Consider the following 20,150-nt stretch of genomic DNA (forward strand, 5'->3'; position numbering starts at 1 on the left):
GCTCAGGTCCGCGCGGCCTGGCCGGCGGCTACCGGTTCGTCCTGCGGCACGCCCGCCGCGCGGTCGGCCTCGAAGCCGTAGAACTGCATGTCTTCGTAGCGGATCCAGCGCGACTTTTTCACCAGCCGGTGGCCGATCCAGAACGCCAGGAACAGCGGGATAGCCAGGTAGGTCGAGACCACCCCGATCCAGTCGATGCGCTCGTCCAGGAAGGCCTGGTAGTTCTGGCCCAGCGTGACGAGCAGGCACAGCACGAAGGCAAACAGCGGTCCGAACGGGAACAGCCCGGCCTTGTAGGGCAGGTTGGCGGTGTCGTAGCCGTGCTTGATATAGCCCTGGCGGAAGCGGTAGTGGCTGACGGCGATGCTGAGCCAGACGATGAACTCGGTCATGCCGGCGAAATTCAGCAGCCAGATGTAGACCGCCTTGGGGCTGTAGACCACGCTGAACATACACAGGCAGGCCAGCGCGGTGGTGGCCAGCAGCGCGTACAGCGGCACGCCGTTGCCGGTCAGGCGCTTGAACACGGCCGGGGCCTGGCCCTCGACCGCCATGTTGAACAGCATCCGCGTGGCGGCGTACATGCCCGAATTGCCGGCCGACAGCACCGAGGTCAGGATCACCGCGTTCATCACGGTGGCCGCCGACAGCAGCCCGGCGTGCTGGAACACCAGCGTGAACGGGCTGACGGCGATGTCCTCGACTTCGTTGCGCAGCAGTTGCGGGTCGGTATAGGGGATCAGCAGGCCGATGATCAGGATCGCCAGCACGTAGAACAGCAGGATGCGCCAGAACACGTGGTTGATGGCGCGCGGCACGTTGCGGCGCGGGTTCTCGGATTCGCCGGCGGCCACGCCGACCAGTTCGGTGCCCTGGAACGAATAGGCCACCACCATGGCCACCCCGACCCAGGTGGCGGCGTTGCCGACGAAGGGCGCGTCGCCCACGGTCCAGTTGCGCACGCCGACCGGCGCGTCGCTGTGGATGATGCCCACCAGCATCGCCAGGCCCAGCACGATGAAGCACAGCACCGCCACCACCTTGATGATGGCGAACCAGTACTCGGCCTCGCCAAAGCTGCGCGCCGAGAAGGCGTTCAGGCCGAAAGTCAGTGCCAGGAAGGCGACGCTCCAGGTCCAGCCGGGGGTATCGGGGAACCAGTACGCCATCACCAGTTGGGCGGCCACCACGTCCACCGCCACCACCGTGGCCCAGCTGAGCCAGAAGTTCCAGCCCAGCGCGAAGCCGAAGCCGCCGTCCACGTAGCGCGAGGCGTAGGTGCAGAAGGAGCCCGACACGGGCATGAAGGTGGCCAGTTCGCCCAGGCTGGTCATGATGAAATAGACCATCAGGCCGATCAGCAGGTAGACCGTGAGCGCGCCGCCCGGGCCGGCCTGGGCGATGGCCGCGCCCGAGGCGATGAACAGGCCGGTGCCGATGGCGCCGCCCAGGGCGATCATGGTCAGGTGGCGCGCCTTGAGCACGCGGTGCAACTGGTTCTTGCCGGCCGGTGGGGTTCCCGAGTCTGTCGTCGGTGTTTTCATGGAATGCACAGGTTGATGCAAAACGCTGCGCCGGCCACGACCACCCGCTAGCGCCTTGTGGACACCGGGGGCAGGAGCCGGCCCGGGGGGCGCTTTGCCTAGGATTGCGTATGACGGGCATTTTACAATGGGGCCATCCAGTGCCTGTCCGGAGCCGTAGCATGGCCACTTCTTCCCCCGCGTCCCCCCACGAAATCGAATTCCTGCCCGAGCCCGGCACCGAGGTGCGGCAGTTGTTCATCCTGCTGCATGGCGTCGGCGGCACGCCCGCCAACCTGGTGCCGCTGGCCGAGGCGGTGCGCGCCGCCTTTCCCGCGTCGGCGGTGCTGATTCCCGAGGGCTTCGAGCCCTTCGACGGCGGCGGCGCGGGCCGTCAATGGTTCTCGGTGCGCGGCGTGTCCGAGGACAACCGGCCCGAGCGCGTGGCCCACGCCCTGCCGCCGCTGGAGGCCTACGTGAAGGCGGCCCAGGCCCGCTTCGGCCTGTTGCAGTCCGACACCGCGCTGGCCGGTTTCTCGCAGGGCGCCATCATGGCGCTGGAACTGGTGCAGGCGCACGACGGCATGGCCGGCCGCGTGATCGCCTTTTCGGGCCGCTATGCGCAACTGCCCAAGGCCGCGCCGCAGTACACCACGCTGCACCTGCTGCACGGCGCCGACGACCCGGTCATGCCGGTGGCCTTGATCCAGGCCGCGCAGGCCCGGCTGGACGAGCTGCACGGCGATTCCACCATCGACGTGGCCACGCACGTCGGCCACGAACTGCATCCGGCGCTGATCCAGCGCGCCATCGTGCGGCTGCAGACCTGCGTGCCGCTGCGCAGCTGGGAAGCTGCGCTGGGCCTGAACCAGTCGCCGCCCGACGGCACCACGCTGCATTGAAGGCGCGCGACGCCGGTATTTGCGGATACCATGTCGGCCTGATCAATTCCGCCGCTGAATCCCATCGGCCGAGCCTGCCCGGATGAGCCCCGCCAAATCCTCCGCCGCCGCGCGCGACGCCGATCCGGTCGGCGGCGCGCAGAGCATCTTCCGCGTGCTGCGCATCCTCAAGTACGTGGGCGCCGCGCCCGCGCGCGGGGTCGGCCTGACCGACGTGGCGCGCGACCTGGGCCTGACGCCGCCCACCGCGCACCGCATGCTGTCGGCCCTGCTGCAAGAGGGCTTTCTGGCGCTCAATCCCAAGCTCAAGACCTACAGCCTGGGCCGCGAGTCGTACATCCTGGGGCTGGCGGCCGAAAGCCGCCACGGCATCAAGGCGATCGCCGAATCGGCGGTGCTGCGGCTGGCGCAATCGACCGGCGACACCAGCTTCCTGTCGGTGCGGTCGGGCCACGAGGCGGTCTGCGTCGACCGCAAGACGGGCGATTTCCCCATCAAGATCCTGACGCTGGAGGTCGGCCACCGCCGGCCGCTGGGCGTGGGGGCGGGCAGCCTGGCGCTGCTGGCGTTCCTGCCTAACGACGACATCGAGCGGGTGCTGGCGCGCTACGACGCCTCGGCCGCGCCCGACCTGCCGTCCACCGCCATGCTGCGCGAGGACATCGCCGCGGCCCGCAAGAATGGCTATGCGCTGAACCCGGGGCGCATCATCCCGGACATGCTGGGAGTGGGCGTGCCGGTGTATGACCGCGAGCAGCACGTGGTGGCCGCGCTCAGCGTGGCCGCGATCCGCTCGCGGCTGTCGGGGGCGCGGCTGCAGGAAGTGGTGGCGGCGCTGCAACGCGCCGCCACGGAACTGGGCGCCGAACTGGCGCCGCGTCCGGCCTGACACGCGGCGCGATCGCGCGCGTCCTGGCATCCGCGCCGGTGCCTGCAGGCCTGCTACGCCGGCTACGCCGGCTATCGCCCCGCGCAGGACTTGCCGCCGTCCACCGGCAGGCACACGCCGGTGATGTACTTCGCTTCATCGCTGGCCAGGAACAGCGCCGCGTGCGCCACGTCCCAGGCGTCGCCCATGCGGCCCATCGGGCTGGCGGCGTGGCGGCGCCGACGCATTTCCTCCACGTCCTCGAACTGGCCCGCGATCTGGGTGTAGATCAGCGGCGTGTCCATCACGCCCGGCAGCACCGCGTTGACGCGGATGTTGTCGGGCGCGTAGCGCACCGCCAGCGCCCGGGTCAGGTGGTTCAAGCCGGCCTTGGCGGCGTAGTACGAGGTGTACGGGTAGGTGTTGACCTGGATCGAGGCCAGCGACGAGATGTTGACGATGCTGCCGCCGCCCTGGGCCAGCATCACCGGCAGCACGTGCTTGCAGGTCAGGAACACGCCGGTCAGGTTGGTGTCCATGACGCGGTGCCAGCTCTCCTCGCTGGCCTCGATCGGGTCGCCCATCTCGGTGATGCCGACGTTGTTGTGCAGCACGTCGATGCGGCCGGCCTCGGCCTGCATGGCCCGCACCGCCGCCAGGATCTGCGCGCTGTCGGTCACGTCGGCCGCCAGCGCGGTGCAGCGGCCGCCTTCCTCGGCGATGATGCGGCGGGTTTCCTCGGCCGAATCGGCGCGCAGGTCGACCGCGAACACGTGGGCGCCTTCGCGGGCATAGAGCGCGGCGGCGGCGCGGCCGTTGCTCCAGCCCGGGCCGGAAGAACCCGCGCCGAACACCAGCGCGGTCTTGCCTTGCATGCGCTGGCCCATGTCAGTCCACCGAGATGTGCGCGAACTCGGCCACCTTCTTCCATTTGGCCACGTCTTCCTTGATCATCGCGGCGAAGGCTTCCGGCTTGTCGGCCACCACGTAGGCGCCCACGCCGGCGTACTTGGCCTGCACCTCGGGGTCGGCCAGCGCGCGGCGCGAGGCCTCGCCCAGCTTGGCCAGGATCGGCGCGGGCAGCCCGGCCGGGGCCAGCAGGCCGTTCCACATCTCGGCGTCATACGTCGGCAGGCCGACCTCGGCGAAGGTGGGCACGTCGGGCAGTTGCGGCAGGCGCTTGCGCGCGGCCACCACGATGGCGCGCAGGCTGCCGGACTGGATGTGCGCCATCGACGAGGCCGCCGTGTCCCACAGGATCGGTACCTGACCGGCGATGACGTCGTTGAGCGCCGGGCCTGTGCCGCGATACGGCACGTGCATCATGTCCAGCCCCGACAGCGACTTGTAGTACTCCATCGCCATGTGGGTGGCGCCGCCGTTGCCCGACGAGGCATACGAATACTTGCCCGGCGCGCCCTTGATCAGCGCCACGAAGGACGCGTAGTCCTTGGCCGGGAAGTCCTTGTTGACCACGATCACGCCCGGCACGCGGATGATCTGCGTGACCGGGGTGAAGTCCTTGACCGCGTCGTACGGCAGGTTCTTGTAGACCGCCGAGTTGGTGCCGTTGGTGCTGGAGGTGCCCAGCAGCAGCGTGTAGCCGTCGGCCGGCGCGCTGGCCACGGCGCGCGAGCCGACCGTGCCGCCGGCGCCGCCGCGGTTTTCCACCACCACGGGCTGGCCGATCTGCTTGCCCAGCGCCTCGGCGAAGATGCGGCCGACCACGTCCGAGGTGCCGCCGGGCGGGAAGGGCACGATCAGGCGGATCGGACGGTCGGGATAGTTGCTCTGGGCGCCGGCGGACGGCGCCAGCACGGTGGCCAGGGCGGCGGCCGCCACGGTCAGCCAGGTACGGATCTTCATGGGTTGTCTCCTCGCTTGGAATGTCTGTGTTGTTATTCAGGCTCAGGCGATGCGGTCGCCCGGCTTGATCTTGGCGGCGCGGCTGTCCACGCCGGGCAGCATGTGCGCGGGGTCGCGCGTCACCACCACGTCCAGCACGGTGGGGCGGTCCTTGCAGGCGTAGGCGGCGGCCAGCGCGGCGGGAATCTCGGCCGGGTCCTCCACCCGGATGCCGTTGCAGCCCAGCGCCCGCGCCACGTTGGCGTAGTTGGTCTCGGCCAGGTCGGACGACTGGTAGCTGCCGCTGCCGTACATCAGGTGCTGCAAGGCCTTGATATAGCCCGAGGCGGCATTGTTGACCACCACCAGGGTGAAGGCCAGGCCCATGCGCACGGCGGTTTCCAGCTCGCCCAGCGACATGTTGCAGCCGCCGTCGCCGGTCAGGCTCACCACCTGCCGTCCGGGCGCGGCGGCGGCCGCGCCGATGGCGCCGGGGATGCCGTAGCCGATCGACGCGAAGCCCCGGTCCGGCACGAAGCCGCGCCCGGCGCGCTTGGTGTCGAACAGCAGGCCGCCCCAGTGCGCGGCGAAGCCGCCGTCGGCCACCAGCACGCCGTCTTCGGGCAGGCTGGCGTTGATCTCGTGCATCAGGCGCGCCATGCCGATGGGCCGGTCGGCCGAGGTCAGCTTGGCGCGCACCGATTCGCGCCAGGTGTGCATCGCCTGGCCGACTTCGGCGGCGTAGCCTTCCCGGCGGGCGCCGCCGTTATCGGGCTGGGCGGCCAGGGCCTGGTCCAGTTCGGCCAGCGTGGCGCGGGCGTCGCCCCACAGCCGCAGCGCCGGCGTGGTGGTGCGGTCGAATTCCTCGGCCACGATATCCAGGTGAATGATGGGCGCGCCGGTGGCCAGCAGGTCATAGCGGCGCGTGGCCACTTCGCCCAGCTTGCAGCCGACCACGAACAGGCAGTCGGACTTGGCGATCAGGTCGTTGGCGATGCGGCTGTAGCGGCCGAACAGGCCCGCGTTCAGCGGATCGTCGCAGGCGATGGCGCCCTTGCCGCTCATGGTGTGGGCGACCGGAATGTTGTAGCGCCGCGCGAAATCCTGCACCGCCTCGGCGGCGTCGCTGATGTGCACGCCGCCGCCGCACAGCATCAGCGGGCGGTCGGCGCCGGCCAGCATGGCGGCGGCCTGCGCCAGCGCGTCGGCATCCGGGCGGCAGCGCAGCGCGGGCGCGCGGCGGTAGGTCTCGCTGGCGTGGAAGGCGGCGGCGTCGAACGCGTGGACTTCATGCGCGATGTCCTCGGGCACGTCCAGCACCACCGGGCCGGGCCGGCCGCTGGTGGCGACCGCGAAGGCGCGCCGAACCAGTTCGGGAATGCGCTCGATCTTCTCGACCCGCAGCACGTCCTTGACCACGGGGCGCAGCACTTCCAGCTGGCGCGCTTCCTGCGTCATGTTCTTCCACGAATGCATGCGGTGCGAGTCGCCCACCAGCGCCACCATGGCGGTGCCGGCGTTGTAGGCCTCGGCCAGGCCGGTGACCAGGTTGGTGGCGCCGGGGCCGAGCGTGGCGTCGCACACGGCGGGGCGGCCGCTGACCTTGGTGTAGGCGTCGGCGGCGAACACCGCGCAGCGTTCGTCGTTGATCAGGTTGTGGTTCAGCTTCAGGCGCCGCACCGCGTCGTAGAACGGCAGCAGCTGGAAGCCGCCCATGCCGAACATCAGGCCGACGTCATGCGCCGCGAACATGCGGGCGATGGCTTCGCCGCCAGTGATTTCAAGGGTTTCCGACATGCGGGGAATGCTCCAGGTGGGTTGCGCGCCCGGCCAGCAGGGCGTCGATAAAGGATTTCAGGGGGGCGCCGATGCGGCAGCCGAGTTCGCGGGCGCGGGCGTTGGCGCACGACACCACGCCGTCCTCGTAGCAGGAGCGCGCGTCGCCGATGCGGGCGCTGTGGGCCGACACGGTCAGCGCCGCGATGCCGCGCTGCTGCAGCAGGGGCAGGCGGCCGATGCCGGCGCTGTCCTTGCCGATGCCGGCGTCGTTGAAGGTCACCAGCCAGGGGCGGGGGCGCACGCCGTCGGTGGCCAGGCCCGCCAGCCGTTCGCCGTGCGAGGCGGTGACGGCGATCAGGCCGTCGTCGGCCGGCTCCAGCAGCGAGACCGAGTCGGCGCCGATCACGCACGGCGTGCCGTCCTCGGCCGTGGCCAGGACGGTGCGGGCCTCGTGGCGCGGCGCCGGCCAGGTCGGCGCCATGTCGGCATCGGCCAGCCGCCGCGCGGCCTGCGCCACGGCCATGCCGGGCCGGCAGCCGAGCGCATGGGCCAGGCCGTTGACGTGGCTGATGATGCCGTGGCGCGCCATGTCGGCGCCGTCGCCGATGCGGCAGCTGCGGTAGTCGGCGGTGGCGGCGGCCACGCCCCATTGCTGCAGTTCGTCCAGCCCGGCGATGCCGGCCTGTTGCCAGCCGACACCGGCGTCGTTCAGCACCACCGCGCGCACCCGGCCGCGGGCGGCGCAATAGGCGGCGTAGCTGCCGCCATGGGAGCCGGCGATCACCACGCGGCCGGCGTCTTCGGCGCGCAGCTTGGTGATGCTGTCCATCACGCGGGCGGGTTCGGTGTTGTTCTGTTCTTCCATATTATGGATGTTTGTCTTGATTCCTGATGGCGCGACGGGAGGTCGCCGGGAAATCGATCTGTCTCTGCTTGAATTGGAATAATGATGTGAGACTGATTCTAAGAGGCCATGGGCGGCGCCAACAATCCTGTCTCCATATTGTGGAAGCTATTTGAAAATGAGGGGACGGCATCCATCGGGGAGGCAGGCGCGCCGACGCGTGGCACAGCCGCGCATCGCGGGCGCGGCGCGATCCATGCGAAGGAGGGAGGGGGAAGGGCGCGCAGCCCAGGGAAGCGGGCGCGTTGGCCCGTTCGGGGAGGACGGCGCCAAGCGCCGGAGGATAACAACAGGCGGGCGGCAGCCTGGCCGCCCGGGTATCGCCTGCCGCGTCTACTTTTCCCAGCCGCCGCCCAGCGCCAGGAACACGGCGATCTGGTCGTTGCTGAGTTCGGCCTGGCCGGCGGCCAGCGCGCTTTCATTGCTGGCCAGCGTGCGTTCGGCGTCGAGCACCGTCAGGTAGTCGGTCTTGCCGTACTGGAACAACTGGCGCGCCTGCGAGGCGGCCTGCGCCGCCTGGTCGCGCGCCGCTTGCAGCGCCGCCTGGCGATCGAGCTGGCGCGCGTACACCACCAGCGCGCTCTCGGTTTCGCGCAGCGCATTCAGCACCGAGGCGTCAAAGCGCGCCACGGCGGCCTTGGTGTTGGCCTCGGCCTCGGCGATGCGCGCCTGCACCGCGCCGGTGTTGGGCAGCGTCCACGAGATCAGCGGACCGACGCTCCAGCTGAAGGTGCCGCGGTCGCCGAACATGGCGGCCGGCCCGCCCGAGGCGCCGGACAGGCCCAGCGTGATCTTGGGATACAGGTCGGCCGTGGCCACGCCGATGCGCGCGGTGGCGGCGGCCAGCGCGCGTTCGGCCTGGCGGATGTCGGGACGGCGGCGCAGCAGCGCGGCGCCATCGCCCACCGGAATCGTCTGGCTCAGTTGCGGCGCGGCGGCGCATTGCAGCAGCGTGGTCGGAATCTCGGCCGGGGTCTGGCCGGTCAGCGCCGCCAGCCGGTACAGCGCGGTGCGTTGCTGCGCCTGGAACGGCGGCAGGCCGGCGCGCAATTGTTCCAGCTGGCTGCGCGCGCGGGTCACGTCCAGCGCGGTGCCGCGGCCGGCGCGTTGCAGGCGGCTGACGGCGTCCAGCGATTCCTGCTGCACTTTCACCGAATGCTCGGCCGAGGCCAATTGCATGCCGGCCGAACACAGGTTGGCGTAGGCGCGCGCGGTTTCGGCCGCCACGGTGACGCGGGTGGCGTCATAGGCGGCCTGGGCCGCCTGCGCATCGGCGCCGGCCGCTTCCACGGCGCGCCGGATCTGGCCGAACAGGTCCACCTGGTACGACATGCTGGCGCCGGCCGAGTACGACCAGCGGTTGGGCGGATCGATGCCGGGCGCCAGTTCCTGGATGCCGGAGACGTGGCCGAAGGTGGGCGAGGCGTTCACGCCCAGGCTGGGCTGCTGCTGCGCCTCGGTCTCGCGCACGGCGGCCTGGGCGCGTTCGAGGTTGGCGCTGGCCACGCGCAGATCGGTGTTGGCGGCCAGGGCCTTTTCCACCAAACCGTCCAGCACCGGATCGTTGTACAGCCGCCACCAGTGGCCGGGCACCTGGTCGCGCTGGAACACGCCTTCCCGCGCCTCGGCGAATGGCGCCTGCGCGCCTGGCCGGGCGGCGGCCGCGTCGGCGGGCACCTGGTAGTCAGGGCCCACGGCGGCGCAGCCGGCCAGCGCGGCGGACAGCATCAGCGGCAGGAGGAATCTGGTGTTCATGGCGGTTACGGCTTGGCGTTGTCTAAGTGGTTGACGGGTGGGTGAAGGCGCGCGCTCAAGAGGGTTGGCGCGCGTCGGTCCGCGTCTGCGCGGGCGCGGCGGCGGCGCCGACCGCCACGGTGGCGGTCTGGCCGGCCACCAGGCGCACGCCGGCGGGGACTTCGTCGATCTTCACGCGCACCGGGATGCGTTGCGCCAGGCGCACCCAGTTGAAGGTCGGGTTGACGTTGGGCAGCAGGTTGGCGCCGGTGCTGCGGTCGCGGTCGGCAATGCCCAGCGCGATGCTCTCGACGTGGCCGCGGATCTGGCGGTTGTCGCCCATCAGCGTGACGGTGACGGGGTCGCCCTCGTGGATGCCGGGCAGCTTGGTTTCCTCGAAATAGCCTTCGACGTAAAACGAGCTGGCATCGACCAGCGCCATCACGCCGCGCCCGGCGCTGGCGTACGAGCCGGCGCGCAGGTCGAGGTTGGTGACGCGGCCGTCGGTCACGGCCAGCACGCGGCTGCGCTCCAGGTTCAGGCGCGCGGTGTTCAACTGCACCTCGGCCTGGGCCAGCGCGGCCTCGGTCTGCTGCAGCTTGGTCTGGCTCTGTTCCAGCGCCTCGGCGGCCACCAACTGGCCCAGCGAGCGGTTGCGCTTGGCGTCGCGCAGCGCCTGTTCGCGCGCCACCTGTTGCGAACGCACGGACGCTTCGGCCTGGTCGTAGGCCAGCTGGAAGCGCGCGCGGTCGATCTCGAACAGCACGTCGCCGGCCTTGACGTCCTGGTTGTCGTGCACCGGCACGGCGGTCACCAGGCCGGACACGTCCGGCGCCACCTGCACCACGTAGGCCTTGACGCGGCCATCGCGGGTCCAGGGCTCGACTTCATAGTGCACCCACAGCTGCCAGCCGGCGTAGACGGCGGCCGCGACCACGGCGGCGGTCACCGCGAATTTGCCGATGGCGGCGGGGCGCAGGGCATTGGGGAGTTTCATACCTATCTCTGCAGAAAATAAGGGGAAATCAGGGAGACGCCATACAGCAGCACGATGAACAGCGCCAGGTCGAACAGCGCCGGGTGCCACACCAGGCGATACAGCCCGGCGCGCGCCAGCACGCGGCGCACGGCCCAGGCCACGCCCAGGGTGACCACGCCCAGCACCAGCAGCCAGGGAAAGTAGATGCCATAGAGGTTGAATTCGCCGATCATGGTGTTTCCAGCGTGGGATGGGCGGGTTGGTAATCGGCCGCGTCGGGGAAGAAGGCGCGGCGCAGGCCCACCAGGGCCACCACGGCGCGGTCGCGCGCGGCGACGGTGCCGGGCGTGGCGCTGACGCTGGCCAGGGCCCGGTCGATCTGCGCCAGCATTTCCGGCGCCTTGTCGCCGCCGCGCCAGGCCGAGCGTTGGCGGAAGAAGCGCGCCAGGCTGTCGAGCACCGGCGCGATGGTGGCGTCGGCCATGGGCAGGTGGCGGCGGGCGCGTTGCAGTTCGGTAATGTCGCGGCCCACGCGCAGGTCCTTGAGCGCGTCGGCGGCGACCAGGTCGTCGGGCCGCTTGGCCATGGCCAGGCGCGGCTGCAGCAGGCCGATGCGGTCGAGCATGCGGGCGGCATAAGTGTGGCGGGCCGGGGCGCGCGGCGAGCTGGCCAGCGTGGCCAGTTCGTTCCAGTTGGCGGCCTGGATGCGGCGCGCGCTCCAGTCGGCGCTGACGGTGCGGAAGATGGCGGCGATGATGGCGGCGGTGGCCACGCCCATGCACTGCGCCACCTGCGTGTCGATGAACGACACCAGGTCGGCGGTGTGGGTGTCCTGCAGCGCCATGGTGCCCAGGAAGCCGAACAGCACCGCCATGGCCTTGCCGGTGGAGGCCGGCCGCGCGATGAAGATGCCCAGCACGAAGGCGGTGGGCAGCATCGCCAGCGCCAGCATCTCGAACGAATGGATGGCCGGCATGATGCCCAGCAGGTACAGCGCCGACAGCGGGATCGAATACACCGTGTAGGTCAGGAACTGCATGATGCCCGGCACCGGGTTGTCCTGCGAGGCGAAGAAGCAGCTGAAGATGGCGGCCATCAGGGCGGCGGTGGCGCCGTTGCTCCAGGCCGTGCCGATCCAGAACAGGCAGACGACCGAGATGGCGACGCCGGCGGCGGCGGCCGACAGCAGCGCCATGCCGCGGTCGCGGTGCAGGGCGCGGCTGGGCGCGGTGCGGACGGGGGCGCGCGTGCCGCGCAGCGGCGCCCCGGCCAGGCCGGCGCGGATCTCGCGGCGCAGCGCCAGGCATTCGTCGTAGGTGTCGATCAGCTCGCGCAGCCGCGTCATCAGGCTGGCCAGCAGCGCGTCGCGCCAGCCGGAACGGCTGTCGATGGCGGGCGTCAGGCGCGAGACGGCGGCGCGCAACTGCACGGCGGTTTCGTGGGTGGCCTTGGCGCCGGCGTTGATCCATTCGGAGATGTCGGCCAGCACTTGCGAGACCGGCTCCGGCAGCGTCTGGCCGTTGGCCTGCAGGGCGCGCATGCGGTCTTCGACCGCGGACACGGCGGGCGTGAGCGCGGCGATCTGGTCCTGCATGGCGCGCACCGCGCCGGCGGTCCAGCGCAGGTTGCCGGTGTCGAACGGCACGTGGGTCGAGAGCAGGCGCAACTGGGTGATGTCGTTGGCCAGTTCGCGGCGGTCGCGGTCCTTTTGTTCCGTGGTCTTGCCGCTCAGGGTGTCGTGGATCCAGAGCTTGGCGTCGCGCACCGCCTTGTCCAGCTGCAAGGTCAGGGCGGGCGCCAGGCCGCGCGGCAGCACGATGCTGTGGACCAGCGTGGCGCAGACGATGCCCAGGCTGATTTCCTCGACCCGCGCCAGCGCGGTGTCGAACACCTGCGACGGGTCGGTGACGCTGGGAAAGCCGATCATGGCAGCGGTGTAGCCGGCCAGCATGAAGAGATACGAGCGCGGCGTGCGGTCCAGCACCGACAGGTACAGGCAGAAGCCGACCCAGGCCACCATGGCGGCGGTCATGACGACGGGCGAATTGGACAGGCGCGGCACCATGTAGACGGTCATGGCCGAGCCGCAGAAGGTGCCGACCAGGCGGTACAGCGCCTTCGAGCGCACCGCGCCCGACCAGGGCTGGGCCACGATGTAGGCGGTGGTCATGGCCCAGAACGGGCGCGGCAGGCCGATGCTGTACGAAAGATAGAGCGCCATGATGGCGCTCAGGTAGCTCTTGAGGGAGAAGATCGTCTCGCGGACGTTGGGCAGTTTCATGGCCGCGGGTCCTCCTGGGCCCCGGCGGCGCTGCGGCCCAGCGCGGCCTTGAGTGCGTCGAACACCCGCAGGCAGGCTTGCAGGTCGGCTTCGCTGACGCCGTCGAACAGGCGCCGGCGCAGTTCCACCAGCACGTCCTCGACCTGCTTGCGCAGGGCGTGGCCGGCGTCGGTCAGGTGCAGGGTCTTGGCGCGGCGGTCGTGCGGGTCTTCGCGGCGTTCCATCAGGCCGGCGGCGACCAGTTGGTCAAGCACGCGCACCAGCGACGGGCCCTCGACCCCCAGCGCCTCGGCCAGCGCGCCCTGGCGCACGCCGTCGCCCAGCCGGCCGGCCAGGATCACGGGCCAGGCGGTGGCTTGCGACAGGCCGTAGTCGGCCAGGGCCTTGTCGGCGGCGCCGCGGTAGGCGCGCGACAGCACCATCAGGTTGGCGGTGGTGGCCATGAGTTGGGAGTCAGTGGGGGTGTCCATGGAAATCGATTGTATCCTATCTATTAGCTTACTATTAATTGAAAATGGCGAAGATCTCCATTGATTTTTTCAATCGGGAAAATCAGGGGCGGGTTTTCCGTGGATGGAAAGGCGGGGCGGCGAGGGGCGGCGTTGATGCGGCGGGGCGCGTCATGCCGGGTGCCGGGGCCACCGGGAGCCGGGCGTCATCTGGCGTCGGCATCGCCCATGCCTGCCGGGAAAACCGGCGAGCGGCATGCGTGGTCGCGCCAGGCGGCAAGCGCCTGCTGTCGCGCCGGCTCGCGGGGCGGCCAGGCCGGCCGCCCTGGGCGATCAACCGTTGCAGTCGGCCCAGCAATTGGGCGTTTCGTACAGGCGCACGCGGGTCAGGCGCAGGTCGGCGCCGTAGTGGCCGTGATAGTGCGGCGCCAGGATCTCGAAGATGATGGCAGCCAGGTTTTCAGCGGTGGGGATGCGGTCCAGCACCACGGTCTTGTGGTCGGGCATCGAGTCGAGGAAGCCGCGCACGGCGGTGTCGCCTTCATACACCAGGAAGGCGTGGTCCCACACGTCGACGATATGCGTCTTGGCGATGCGCTTGATGTCGGCGAAGTCCATCAGCATGCCGTTGTCGGATTCACCCGGGGCCTGGACGACGTCGCCGGTCAGGGTGATTTCGAGCACGTAGCGATGGCCGTGCAGGTTGCGGCACTGGCTGCGGTGGTCGGGAATGCGGTGGCCGGCGTCGAATTCAAGCCTGCGGGTCACGGAAATCATGGAATGCCTATGTATTTATGGGTCTGCAGGCTCAGGCGCCATTGCGGGTGCTGCATGCAGTATTGGACGGCCTGTTCGGTGTTGGCCAGGCGGGCGGGGCCGTCCATGGGTTGCAGGAAGAAGTGGTCGAAGTCCAGGTGTTCGAAGCGCGGGGGCAGGGCGTTGGCCTGGGGGTAGACCAGCTTGAGTTCGTTGCCGCGTTCGATGACGACGGGGGCGGTGCCCTTGGGGCTGACGCAGATCCAGTCGATGCCGGGGGGCGGCTGGACGGTGCCGTTGGTTTCGATGGCGACGGTGAAGCCGCGGGCGTGGACGACGGCCAGCAGGGCTTCGTCCAGTTGCAGCAGGGGTTCGCCGCCGGTGAAGACGATGTAGCGGTTGGCGGTGTCGGGGCCCCAGGCGGCTTCGATGGCGTCGGCGAGCAGCTCGGGGGTGGCGAATTTGCCGCCGCCGTCGCCGTCTGTGCCGATGAAGTCGGTGTCGCAGAAGGTGCAGGCGGCGCTGGCGCGGTCGCTTTCGCGGCCGCTCCAGAGATTACAGCCCGCGAACCGGCAGAAGACCGCCGCGCGGCCTGCGTGGGCGCCTTCGCCTTGCAGGGTTTTGAAGATTTCTTTGGCGGTGTAGGTCATGGGGGAGTGGCGCTGGGCGGCGCGCCAGGGAGGGGCAAAAGGGCATTATTTTAGTCGGTCTTGGTTGCGGGGGCTGGGATGTCCTTGATGTCGTGGGCTTTTTCTCGTTTGGTGGGGCGGTTGCGTGACGTTGCCGGGGGCTTCGTAGGTCGCCCTGGGCGCGGGCGGGTCGGGAGGCGGGCGCCCACGATTGCGGTCCGGAGCGTTCGCTCCGGACTGCCCCTGCGTCATCCTCGTTGCCGCCTGACGGCGGCTGCCTACGGATTCCCTCGGGCGCATCGAGGTTGCCCGCCTCCCGACCCGCCCGCGCCCAGGGCTGCGAATGTCTGGGTGCGTGGCGCTGCGGGGCTTCAGGGTTCTGGAGAGTCTTGCCGGGCCCGCCTGGAGTGGCCGCCCGGGCGGCCGCTCCAGGCATACGCGGTGTGGGGGGTTGGGCGGGGTTCGCTGGCGCGCAGGCGTGGCGGATGCGCGAGGGGGGGGGCGGATCTGGGTGGGACGGTGGTTGGGGGGCTGTTGCCGGATGTGCTTGCGCCACGAGGGGGGCGTGAGGGATTTTCACGCCATGCGGTGGGGGGAGCGGAGGGTTTATCGCCTGGCGAAGGCTTATATACTCTCGCGCTATGTTTCATGTTCAAGATTCTCTCTATATCGACGAGCGCGAGATTGAGTTCTCGATGATCCGGGCGCAGGGCGCGGGCGGGCAGAACGTCAACAAGGTGTCGAGCGCGGTGCATCTGCGGTTCGATGTGCGGGCGTCGTCGTTGCCGGCGGATATCAAGGATGCGTTGTGCGCGATGAGCGACCATCGCATTTCCAAGGAGGGGGTGATCGTCATCAAGTCGCAGTCGTTCCGCAGCCAGGACAAGAACCGGGCGGAGGCGATCGAGCGGCTGGTGAACATGGTGCGGGCGGCGGCGAAGGTGGAGAAGCCGCGGCGGGCGACGAAACCGACGCGGGCGTCGCAGCGGCGGCGGGTGCAGCGCAAGGTGCTGCATGGCGAGGTGAAGCGGTTGCGCGGGCGGGTGCAGGGGGAGTGAGGGGCCCTCGGATTCCGAAGAAGGCCCCTCGGCCGGCAGGGGTATAACGATATATCGGGATGTCTCGATATAAGATTCGATAAATTGCGATATTTCAATATGACGACCACTGCTGCCCCCGCCACCGAGGCCACCACGGAGATCGATGTCGACGCCATTCTCAAGGCGTTGGCCAATCCCGTGCGCCGCGAGATTTTGGGGTGGTTGAAGACGCCGCAGGCGCACTTCGAGGAGCGTCCAGGGCATACCTTCGAACACGGGGTGTGCGCGGGCCATATCGATGGGCGCTGCGGGCTGTCGCAGTCCACCGTGTCTTCGCACCTTGCGGTGCTGCAGCGCGCGGGGCTGATTTCGGCCACCAAGGTGGGGCAGTGGGTGTTCTTCCGTCGCAATGAACCCGTGATTGCCGCGTTCCTGCGGCAATTGAATCAAGACATGTAGCCTGCCGCCGCTACCCACGCCCGCCCGCCGGGCACGAGGATTGTTATGAGCCTGCTGTTCGAACCCTTGCAAGTGGGGGAACTGACCCTGCCCAACCGCATCATCATGGCCCCGTTGACGCGCCAGCGCGCCAGCGAGGGCCGGGTGCCGAACGACCTGATGGTCGAGTACTACGTCCAGCGCGCGTCCGCTGGCCTGATCCTGACCGAGGCCACCTCGGTGACGCCGCAGGGCGTGGGATATGCCGATACGCCGGGGCTGTGGTCGCAGGAACAGGTCAAGGGCTGGCGCAAGGTGACGTCGGCGGTGCACGAGGCCGGCGGCCGCATCTTCGCGCAGCTGTGGCACGTGGGCCGCATTTCGGACCCGGTGTTCCTCAATGGCGAACTGCCGGTGGCGCCGAGCGCGATCGCGGCCGGCGGCCATGTCAGCCATGTGCGTCCCAAGCGCGGTTACGTGGTGCCGCGCGCCCTCGAGACCGATGAGATCCCGGGCATCGTCGAGGCCTATCGCCGCGGCGCGCAACTGGCGCAAGAAGCCGGTTTCGACGGCGTCGAAGTCCACGGCGCCAATGGTTATCTGCTGGACCAGTTCCTGCAGGACAGCACCAACCATCGCACCGACGGCTATGGCGGTTCGCTCGAAGCGCGCGCGCGCCTGATGCTGGAAGTGGTGGATGCGTGCGTCAGCGTATGGGGCGGCGGCCGCGTCGGCCTGCACCTGTCGCCGCGTGGCGATGCCCACTCGATGGGGGATTCGGACCCGGCCACGACCTTCAACTACGTGGCGCGGGCGGCGCGCCGCCGTGGCCTGGCGTTCCTGTGCGCGCGCGAACATGAGGGCGCCGACAGCCTGGGGCCGCAGCTCAAGGAATCGTTCGGCGGCGTGTACATCGCCAACGAAGGCTTCACGCGCGAATCGGCCGAGGCGGCGATTGCCGCGGGCCGCGCCGACGCGGTGGCGTTCGGCGTGCAATTCATCGCCAATCCCGACCTGGTGCGCCGCTTTGCGCTGAACGCGCCATTGAACGCGCCGGATTCGTCGACCTTCTACGCCTCCGGCGCGGCAGGCTACACCGACTATCCGGCCCTGGCGACGGCCTGAAGCGCCGCGCCGTTGCCGGCCACGACGGGTCGGCAGCGGCATGGGCGTTTCAATGCAGCGCGGCGCGCATCGGGTAGGTGAACAGACCGTAGTGCGCCGCGTTCAGGCCCAGGTGGGCCAGCACGGCGGCCGCCAGGCCCCCGTGGCGGTAGGCCATGCCGTACCCAACGCCGGCGATGCCGGCCAGCAGCATCCATTGCCAGCCGCCGGCATAGTGCGCCAGCCCGAACAACAGCGCGGCGACCAGCAGCGCGGCCAAGGCGCCCCAGGGGCGGCCGCGCCAGGCGCGCGTCAGCCGTTCCTGCACGTAGCCGCGGAACAGGGCTTCCTCGGCCAGCGTCACCAGCAGCGCATTGTTGATCAGCCATAGCCAGCCCGAGTCGGGCCACTTCGGCGCCCATCCCACCACCCCCAGCGCCAGGGCCAGCCCCAGGCAGGCCACGATCGCGCCGGCGCACGCGGCCAGCGCCGCCGTGAGCGTGGCGCGCGCGCTGGCGCCGGCCATGGCGGGCGCGGCGACCAGCACAACCCAGAACGCCACCAGCGGCTTGTCCAGGTTCAGGTACATGGCGAAGGGCACGGCATCGGGCGTCAGCGCGGCGCGCGGGATGACCAGCGGGTTGTGGTAGCCGGGCAGCCAGTGCAGGAACAGCAGCACCGCCAGCATCAGGAACAGCGCATGGCCAGTGGCGCGAGCGGGCGCCGCCATGGTCGGCCGCGCCAACACTGCGGCCAGCGCCAGCAACGCGGGCCACGCCAGCGCCACGGGCTCGATGCCGCCCTGCGTCCAGGCCCAGGCATAGGCGAGCGCCAGTGGCAGCAGGGCCCAGCGGCGGGTGGCAGGTAGCCACAGCAGGACGGCGGCCAGGAACATCAGGGAGCCGGGAGAGGCGAGGGGCATGGTTCTTCCTGCGAGACAACGGGCGGCGCGTCACCGGCATCGCGTTCGCGGGAGGCGCCAAAGCCGCAAGTGTAAGCGCCGGAGGGTGAGGCCGCGTTTGCGGTCGGCCGATAGGCATTTGCCGTTTGCGCCGGCCGCTTTTCATTTCCGCGCTTTCGGGCGACCATGCCGCAGCGGCGCGTCCCGTCCGGTGGCGGGAAGAGGCTCGTTCCGCGCAAGGAGCAGCAATGAAATTGATCGCATGGTTGATGTTGGCGGCGGCGATCCTGCCGTTCGTTTGCACGATCGTCGCCAAGGCGGGCGGCAGGAAGTTCGACAACAATGATCCGCGCGCCTGGCTGGCGCGGCAGGAAGGCTGGCGCGCGCGCGCCAACGCGGCGCAGGCCAACACGTTCGAAGCGCTGCCGTTCTTCTACGCGGCGGTGTTGTTCGCGCTGTACAACCAGGCGGCGCCCGCGCACGTGGCCACGTTGATGGCCTGCTGGCTGGGCGTGCGCCTGGGCTACCTGGCGATGTACCTGGCGGGCTGGGGCGCGCTGCGCTCGCTGGTCTGGACGATCAGCGTGGGCTTTGTCATCGCCATCCTGTTTTCGGGCGTCTAGCGCGCCCGCGCGGTCCCGGCCTGGCACCGGGCGCCCCGCGCGCCTGGCCAGGCGGCATGGCCATCAGGGTTTCACTTCCATTCGAACACGGCGCGCGCCGTGCCGCTGTTCTGCACGTTGACTTCGCGTTCCTGCGCCTTGCCGTTGAAGGTGGCCGAGACCTTGTAGCTGCCGGCGGGCAACTTGACCAGCATGTAGGGGCCCTGGGACTCGGCCTGCAGCACCTGCTTGCCATGGCCATCCTTGATGACGACGGCGACGTTGGCCACGTAGTCGGCCTTGCCGTCGCGCTGCGCGGCGAAGGTCAGCGAGAGCGGGTAGTCCTTGGCGGCGGCTTTCATGGCTTCGGATTCGTCCAGGCCGATGCCGCCGCTGACGTATTCCACGCTGCCCTGGTGCTGCACCGCGGGCAGCGCCGCCTGCGCGGCGGTCAGGAAGCCGGCCAGGGCCATGGTGCCCACGGCCATCGCGGCGGCCAGGGTGCAACGTTCGATGCGCTTGTTCATGCAATTCTCCTTGAAGGGATGATCACGCAGGAAATTCGACCGGCATATGCGCGCCGAGTTCGCCGGCGCTGTCCGTTTTACCGGGGCGTGGACGATCCAAGCGTATCGCTCGCGCCGGGATCGCGCCAGGCGAACGCCAGGACGCTCTCGCCATTGGCGGCGCCGTCGGGCGCAAAGCGTTTTTCGACTAGCTGGCCGGTGCCGTCGTCGCGCAGTGTCAGCACGGTGGAACTGCGGGTGCCATAGTTCGGACTGACGATGAAGGGGCTGCTCAATAGTTTTTCGCGATCCGGCGGCAGGCCCGTGGCGGGCAGGTCGGCGTCGTCGGCCGGACTGCGGTCGGCCAGCGCCTCGAACAACGCCGGCAGGTCGGGCTGGGGAGCATGCGCCAGCACCCGCTCGAAGGCGGCCTTGGTGCGCGCCAGCTTGGGCCAGGGGGTATCCAGCAGGTGGTTCGACAGGGCATAGACGCCGGCCGCCAGCGGCCGCGGCGCGCCGTCGCGGTTGCTGGCGTACCAGGCGCCCTGCGCGTCCCCGACGATCAGGTTGAAGCCGTTGTAGGCCTGGCCGGCGGCATGGGCGGCGGCAATGTAGTCGGCGGCTGGCGCGCGGCCTCGCAGGAAGTCCTCGACCAGGGTGCCGCGCGAGGGGGCGTCGGCGACCACGCGGCCGGGCTCGCGGAAATTGGTGACCAGCGCATAGCGCCCGCCAGTGGTGGCGCCCATCCAGGTGCCGCCGGCCAGCGCGTCGCGGCCGCCGTACACGTGGGCGGCGTCGGCCCACTGCGCCGCCGGCAGCGTCGGCCGCGCGTGGAATTCATCGCGATTGGCGGCGATCAGGACGGGAATGCCCGGCACGGTATGCAGGGCGAGGACGGCAAGGCACATGG

Annotated in this window: 21 protein-coding genes; 6 read left to right on the plus strand and 15 right to left on the minus strand. The window is 69.9% G+C overall.

Going from position 1 to position 20,150, the window contains the following annotated elements; all coding sequences use genetic code 11:
• Positions 1–2: 2 nt before the first annotated feature.
• Positions 3–1,544, minus strand: coding sequence for an amino acid permease (locus tag AruCF_RS12575; RefSeq protein ID WP_049073387.1), 1,542 nt, complete (start codon positions 1,542–1,544; stop codon positions 3–5).
• A 161-nt stretch (positions 1,545–1,705) separates the two neighbouring features.
• Between AruCF_RS12575 and ypfH the strand changes: the two genes are divergently transcribed.
• Together ypfH and AruCF_RS12585 are read left to right on the plus strand one after the other, a co-directional pair.
• Entirely contained in the window at positions 1,706–2,425 is a 720-nt protein-coding gene (gene ypfH / locus AruCF_RS12580; protein ID WP_049073388.1) for an esterase, read from the plus strand.
• A gap of 82 nt (positions 2,426–2,507) precedes the next feature.
• Positions 2,508–3,314, plus strand: a complete 807-nt coding sequence (locus AruCF_RS12585; protein WP_020927921.1) for an IclR family transcriptional regulator — start codon at positions 2,508–2,510, stop codon at positions 3,312–3,314.
• A 71-nt stretch (positions 3,315–3,385) separates the two neighbouring features.
• Here the strand turns inward: AruCF_RS12585 and AruCF_RS12590 are convergent, their stop codons facing one another.
• From AruCF_RS12590 to queE, 11 genes are all read right to left on the minus strand, one after another.
• Positions 3,386–4,180 carry an SDR family NAD(P)-dependent oxidoreductase gene (locus tag AruCF_RS12590; RefSeq protein WP_049073389.1) on the minus strand — a complete coding sequence of 265 codons (795 nt, stop codon included), beginning with the start codon at positions 4,178–4,180 and terminating at the stop codon, positions 3,386–3,388.
• Position 4,181: 1 nt separating this feature from the next.
• A complete protein-coding gene (locus AruCF_RS12595) occupies positions 4,182–5,159 on the minus strand; it encodes a Bug family tripartite tricarboxylate transporter substrate binding protein (protein ID WP_047990922.1) in 978 nt (325 codons plus the stop codon).
• A gap of 42 nt (positions 5,160–5,201) precedes the next feature.
• Positions 5,202–6,935: a thiamine pyrophosphate-binding protein gene (locus tag AruCF_RS12600; RefSeq protein ID WP_049073390.1), complete on the minus strand. Its 1,734-nt coding sequence runs from the start codon at positions 6,933–6,935 to the stop codon at positions 5,202–5,204.
• Entirely contained in the window at positions 6,919–7,782 is an 864-nt protein-coding gene (locus tag AruCF_RS12605) for a hypothetical protein (protein WP_049073391.1), read from the minus strand. Before AruCF_RS12605 ends, AruCF_RS12600 begins: the two co-directional genes overlap by 17 nt.
• Positions 7,783–8,154: 372 nt before the next feature.
• Complete coding sequence (locus tag AruCF_RS12610) at positions 8,155–9,576, minus strand: efflux transporter outer membrane subunit (protein WP_049073392.1); 1,422 nt, start codon at positions 9,574–9,576, stop codon at positions 8,155–8,157.
• A 55-nt stretch (positions 9,577–9,631) separates the two neighbouring features.
• Complete coding sequence (locus tag AruCF_RS12615) at positions 9,632–10,552, minus strand: efflux RND transporter periplasmic adaptor subunit (protein ID WP_049073393.1); 921 nt, start codon at positions 10,550–10,552, stop codon at positions 9,632–9,634.
• Positions 10,553–10,554: 2 nt separating this feature from the next.
• Positions 10,555–10,767 (minus strand): DUF1656 domain-containing protein, encoded by a 213-nt coding sequence (locus AruCF_RS12620; RefSeq protein ID WP_020927916.1) that lies wholly within the window; start codon positions 10,765–10,767, stop codon positions 10,555–10,557.
• A complete protein-coding gene (locus AruCF_RS12625) occupies positions 10,764–12,815 on the minus strand; it encodes an FUSC family protein (protein WP_049073394.1) in 2,052 nt (683 codons plus the stop codon). The genes AruCF_RS12620 and AruCF_RS12625 overlap by 4 nt, the downstream gene beginning before the upstream one ends.
• Entirely contained in the window at positions 12,812–13,285 is a 474-nt protein-coding gene (locus tag AruCF_RS12630) for a MarR family winged helix-turn-helix transcriptional regulator (protein WP_006387237.1), read from the minus strand. The genes AruCF_RS12625 and AruCF_RS12630 overlap by 4 nt, the downstream gene beginning before the upstream one ends.
• Before the next feature lie 312 nt (positions 13,286–13,597).
• Positions 13,598–14,041, minus strand: coding sequence for a 6-carboxytetrahydropterin synthase QueD (gene queD, locus AruCF_RS12635; protein ID WP_049073395.1), 444 nt, complete (start codon positions 14,039–14,041; stop codon positions 13,598–13,600).
• Entirely contained in the window at positions 14,038–14,670 is a 633-nt protein-coding gene (queE, locus tag AruCF_RS12640) for a 7-carboxy-7-deazaguanine synthase (RefSeq protein WP_049073396.1), read from the minus strand. Before queE ends, queD begins: the two co-directional genes overlap by 4 nt.
• A gap of 620 nt (positions 14,671–15,290) precedes the next feature.
• Between queE and arfB the strand changes: the two genes are divergently transcribed.
• The 3 genes from arfB to AruCF_RS12655 all read left to right on the plus strand — a co-directional run bounded on the left by arfB (position 15,291) and on the right by AruCF_RS12655 (position 17,252).
• Positions 15,291–15,707 carry an alternative ribosome rescue aminoacyl-tRNA hydrolase ArfB gene (gene arfB, locus AruCF_RS12645; protein ID WP_049073397.1) on the plus strand — a complete coding sequence of 139 codons (417 nt, stop codon included), beginning with the start codon at positions 15,291–15,293 and terminating at the stop codon, positions 15,705–15,707.
• 99 nt (positions 15,708–15,806) lie between these two features.
• The gene (locus tag AruCF_RS12650; RefSeq protein WP_049073398.1) at positions 15,807–16,148 is read left to right on the plus strand and encodes an ArsR/SmtB family transcription factor; all 342 of its coding nucleotides are present in this window, start codon (positions 15,807–15,809) and stop codon (positions 16,146–16,148) included.
• A gap of 45 nt (positions 16,149–16,193) precedes the next feature.
• A complete protein-coding gene (locus tag AruCF_RS12655) occupies positions 16,194–17,252 on the plus strand; it encodes an alkene reductase (RefSeq protein WP_049073399.1) in 1,059 nt (352 codons plus the stop codon).
• A gap of 49 nt (positions 17,253–17,301) precedes the next feature.
• Here AruCF_RS12655 and AruCF_RS12660 read toward each other — a convergent pair whose 3' ends face one another.
• Positions 17,302–18,153 (minus strand): CPBP family intramembrane glutamic endopeptidase, encoded by an 852-nt coding sequence (locus tag AruCF_RS12660; RefSeq protein ID WP_049073400.1) that lies wholly within the window; start codon positions 18,151–18,153, stop codon positions 17,302–17,304.
• Positions 18,154–18,380: 227 nt separating this feature from the next.
• Here AruCF_RS12660 and AruCF_RS12665 point away from each other — a divergent pair, with 227 nt between their 5' ends.
• On the plus strand, positions 18,381–18,755 hold the full coding sequence (locus AruCF_RS12665; protein WP_049073401.1) for an MAPEG family protein: 375 nt from the start codon (positions 18,381–18,383) through the stop codon (positions 18,753–18,755).
• A gap of 71 nt (positions 18,756–18,826) precedes the next feature.
• Here AruCF_RS12665 and AruCF_RS12670 read toward each other — a convergent pair whose 3' ends face one another.
• Entirely contained in the window at positions 18,827–19,261 is a 435-nt protein-coding gene (locus AruCF_RS12670) for a peptidase associated/transthyretin-like domain-containing protein (RefSeq protein WP_049073402.1), read from the minus strand.
• Between the two features lie 77 nt (positions 19,262–19,338).
• Positions 19,339–20,148: an NRDE family protein gene (locus tag AruCF_RS12675; RefSeq protein ID WP_049073403.1), complete on the minus strand. Its 810-nt coding sequence runs from the start codon at positions 20,146–20,148 to the stop codon at positions 19,339–19,341.
• Positions 20,149–20,150: the final 2 nt, after the last annotated feature.

Source organism: Achromobacter ruhlandii (genome assembly GCF_002082135.1).
Lineage (GTDB): Bacteria > Pseudomonadota > Gammaproteobacteria > Burkholderiales > Burkholderiaceae_B > Achromobacter > Achromobacter ruhlandii.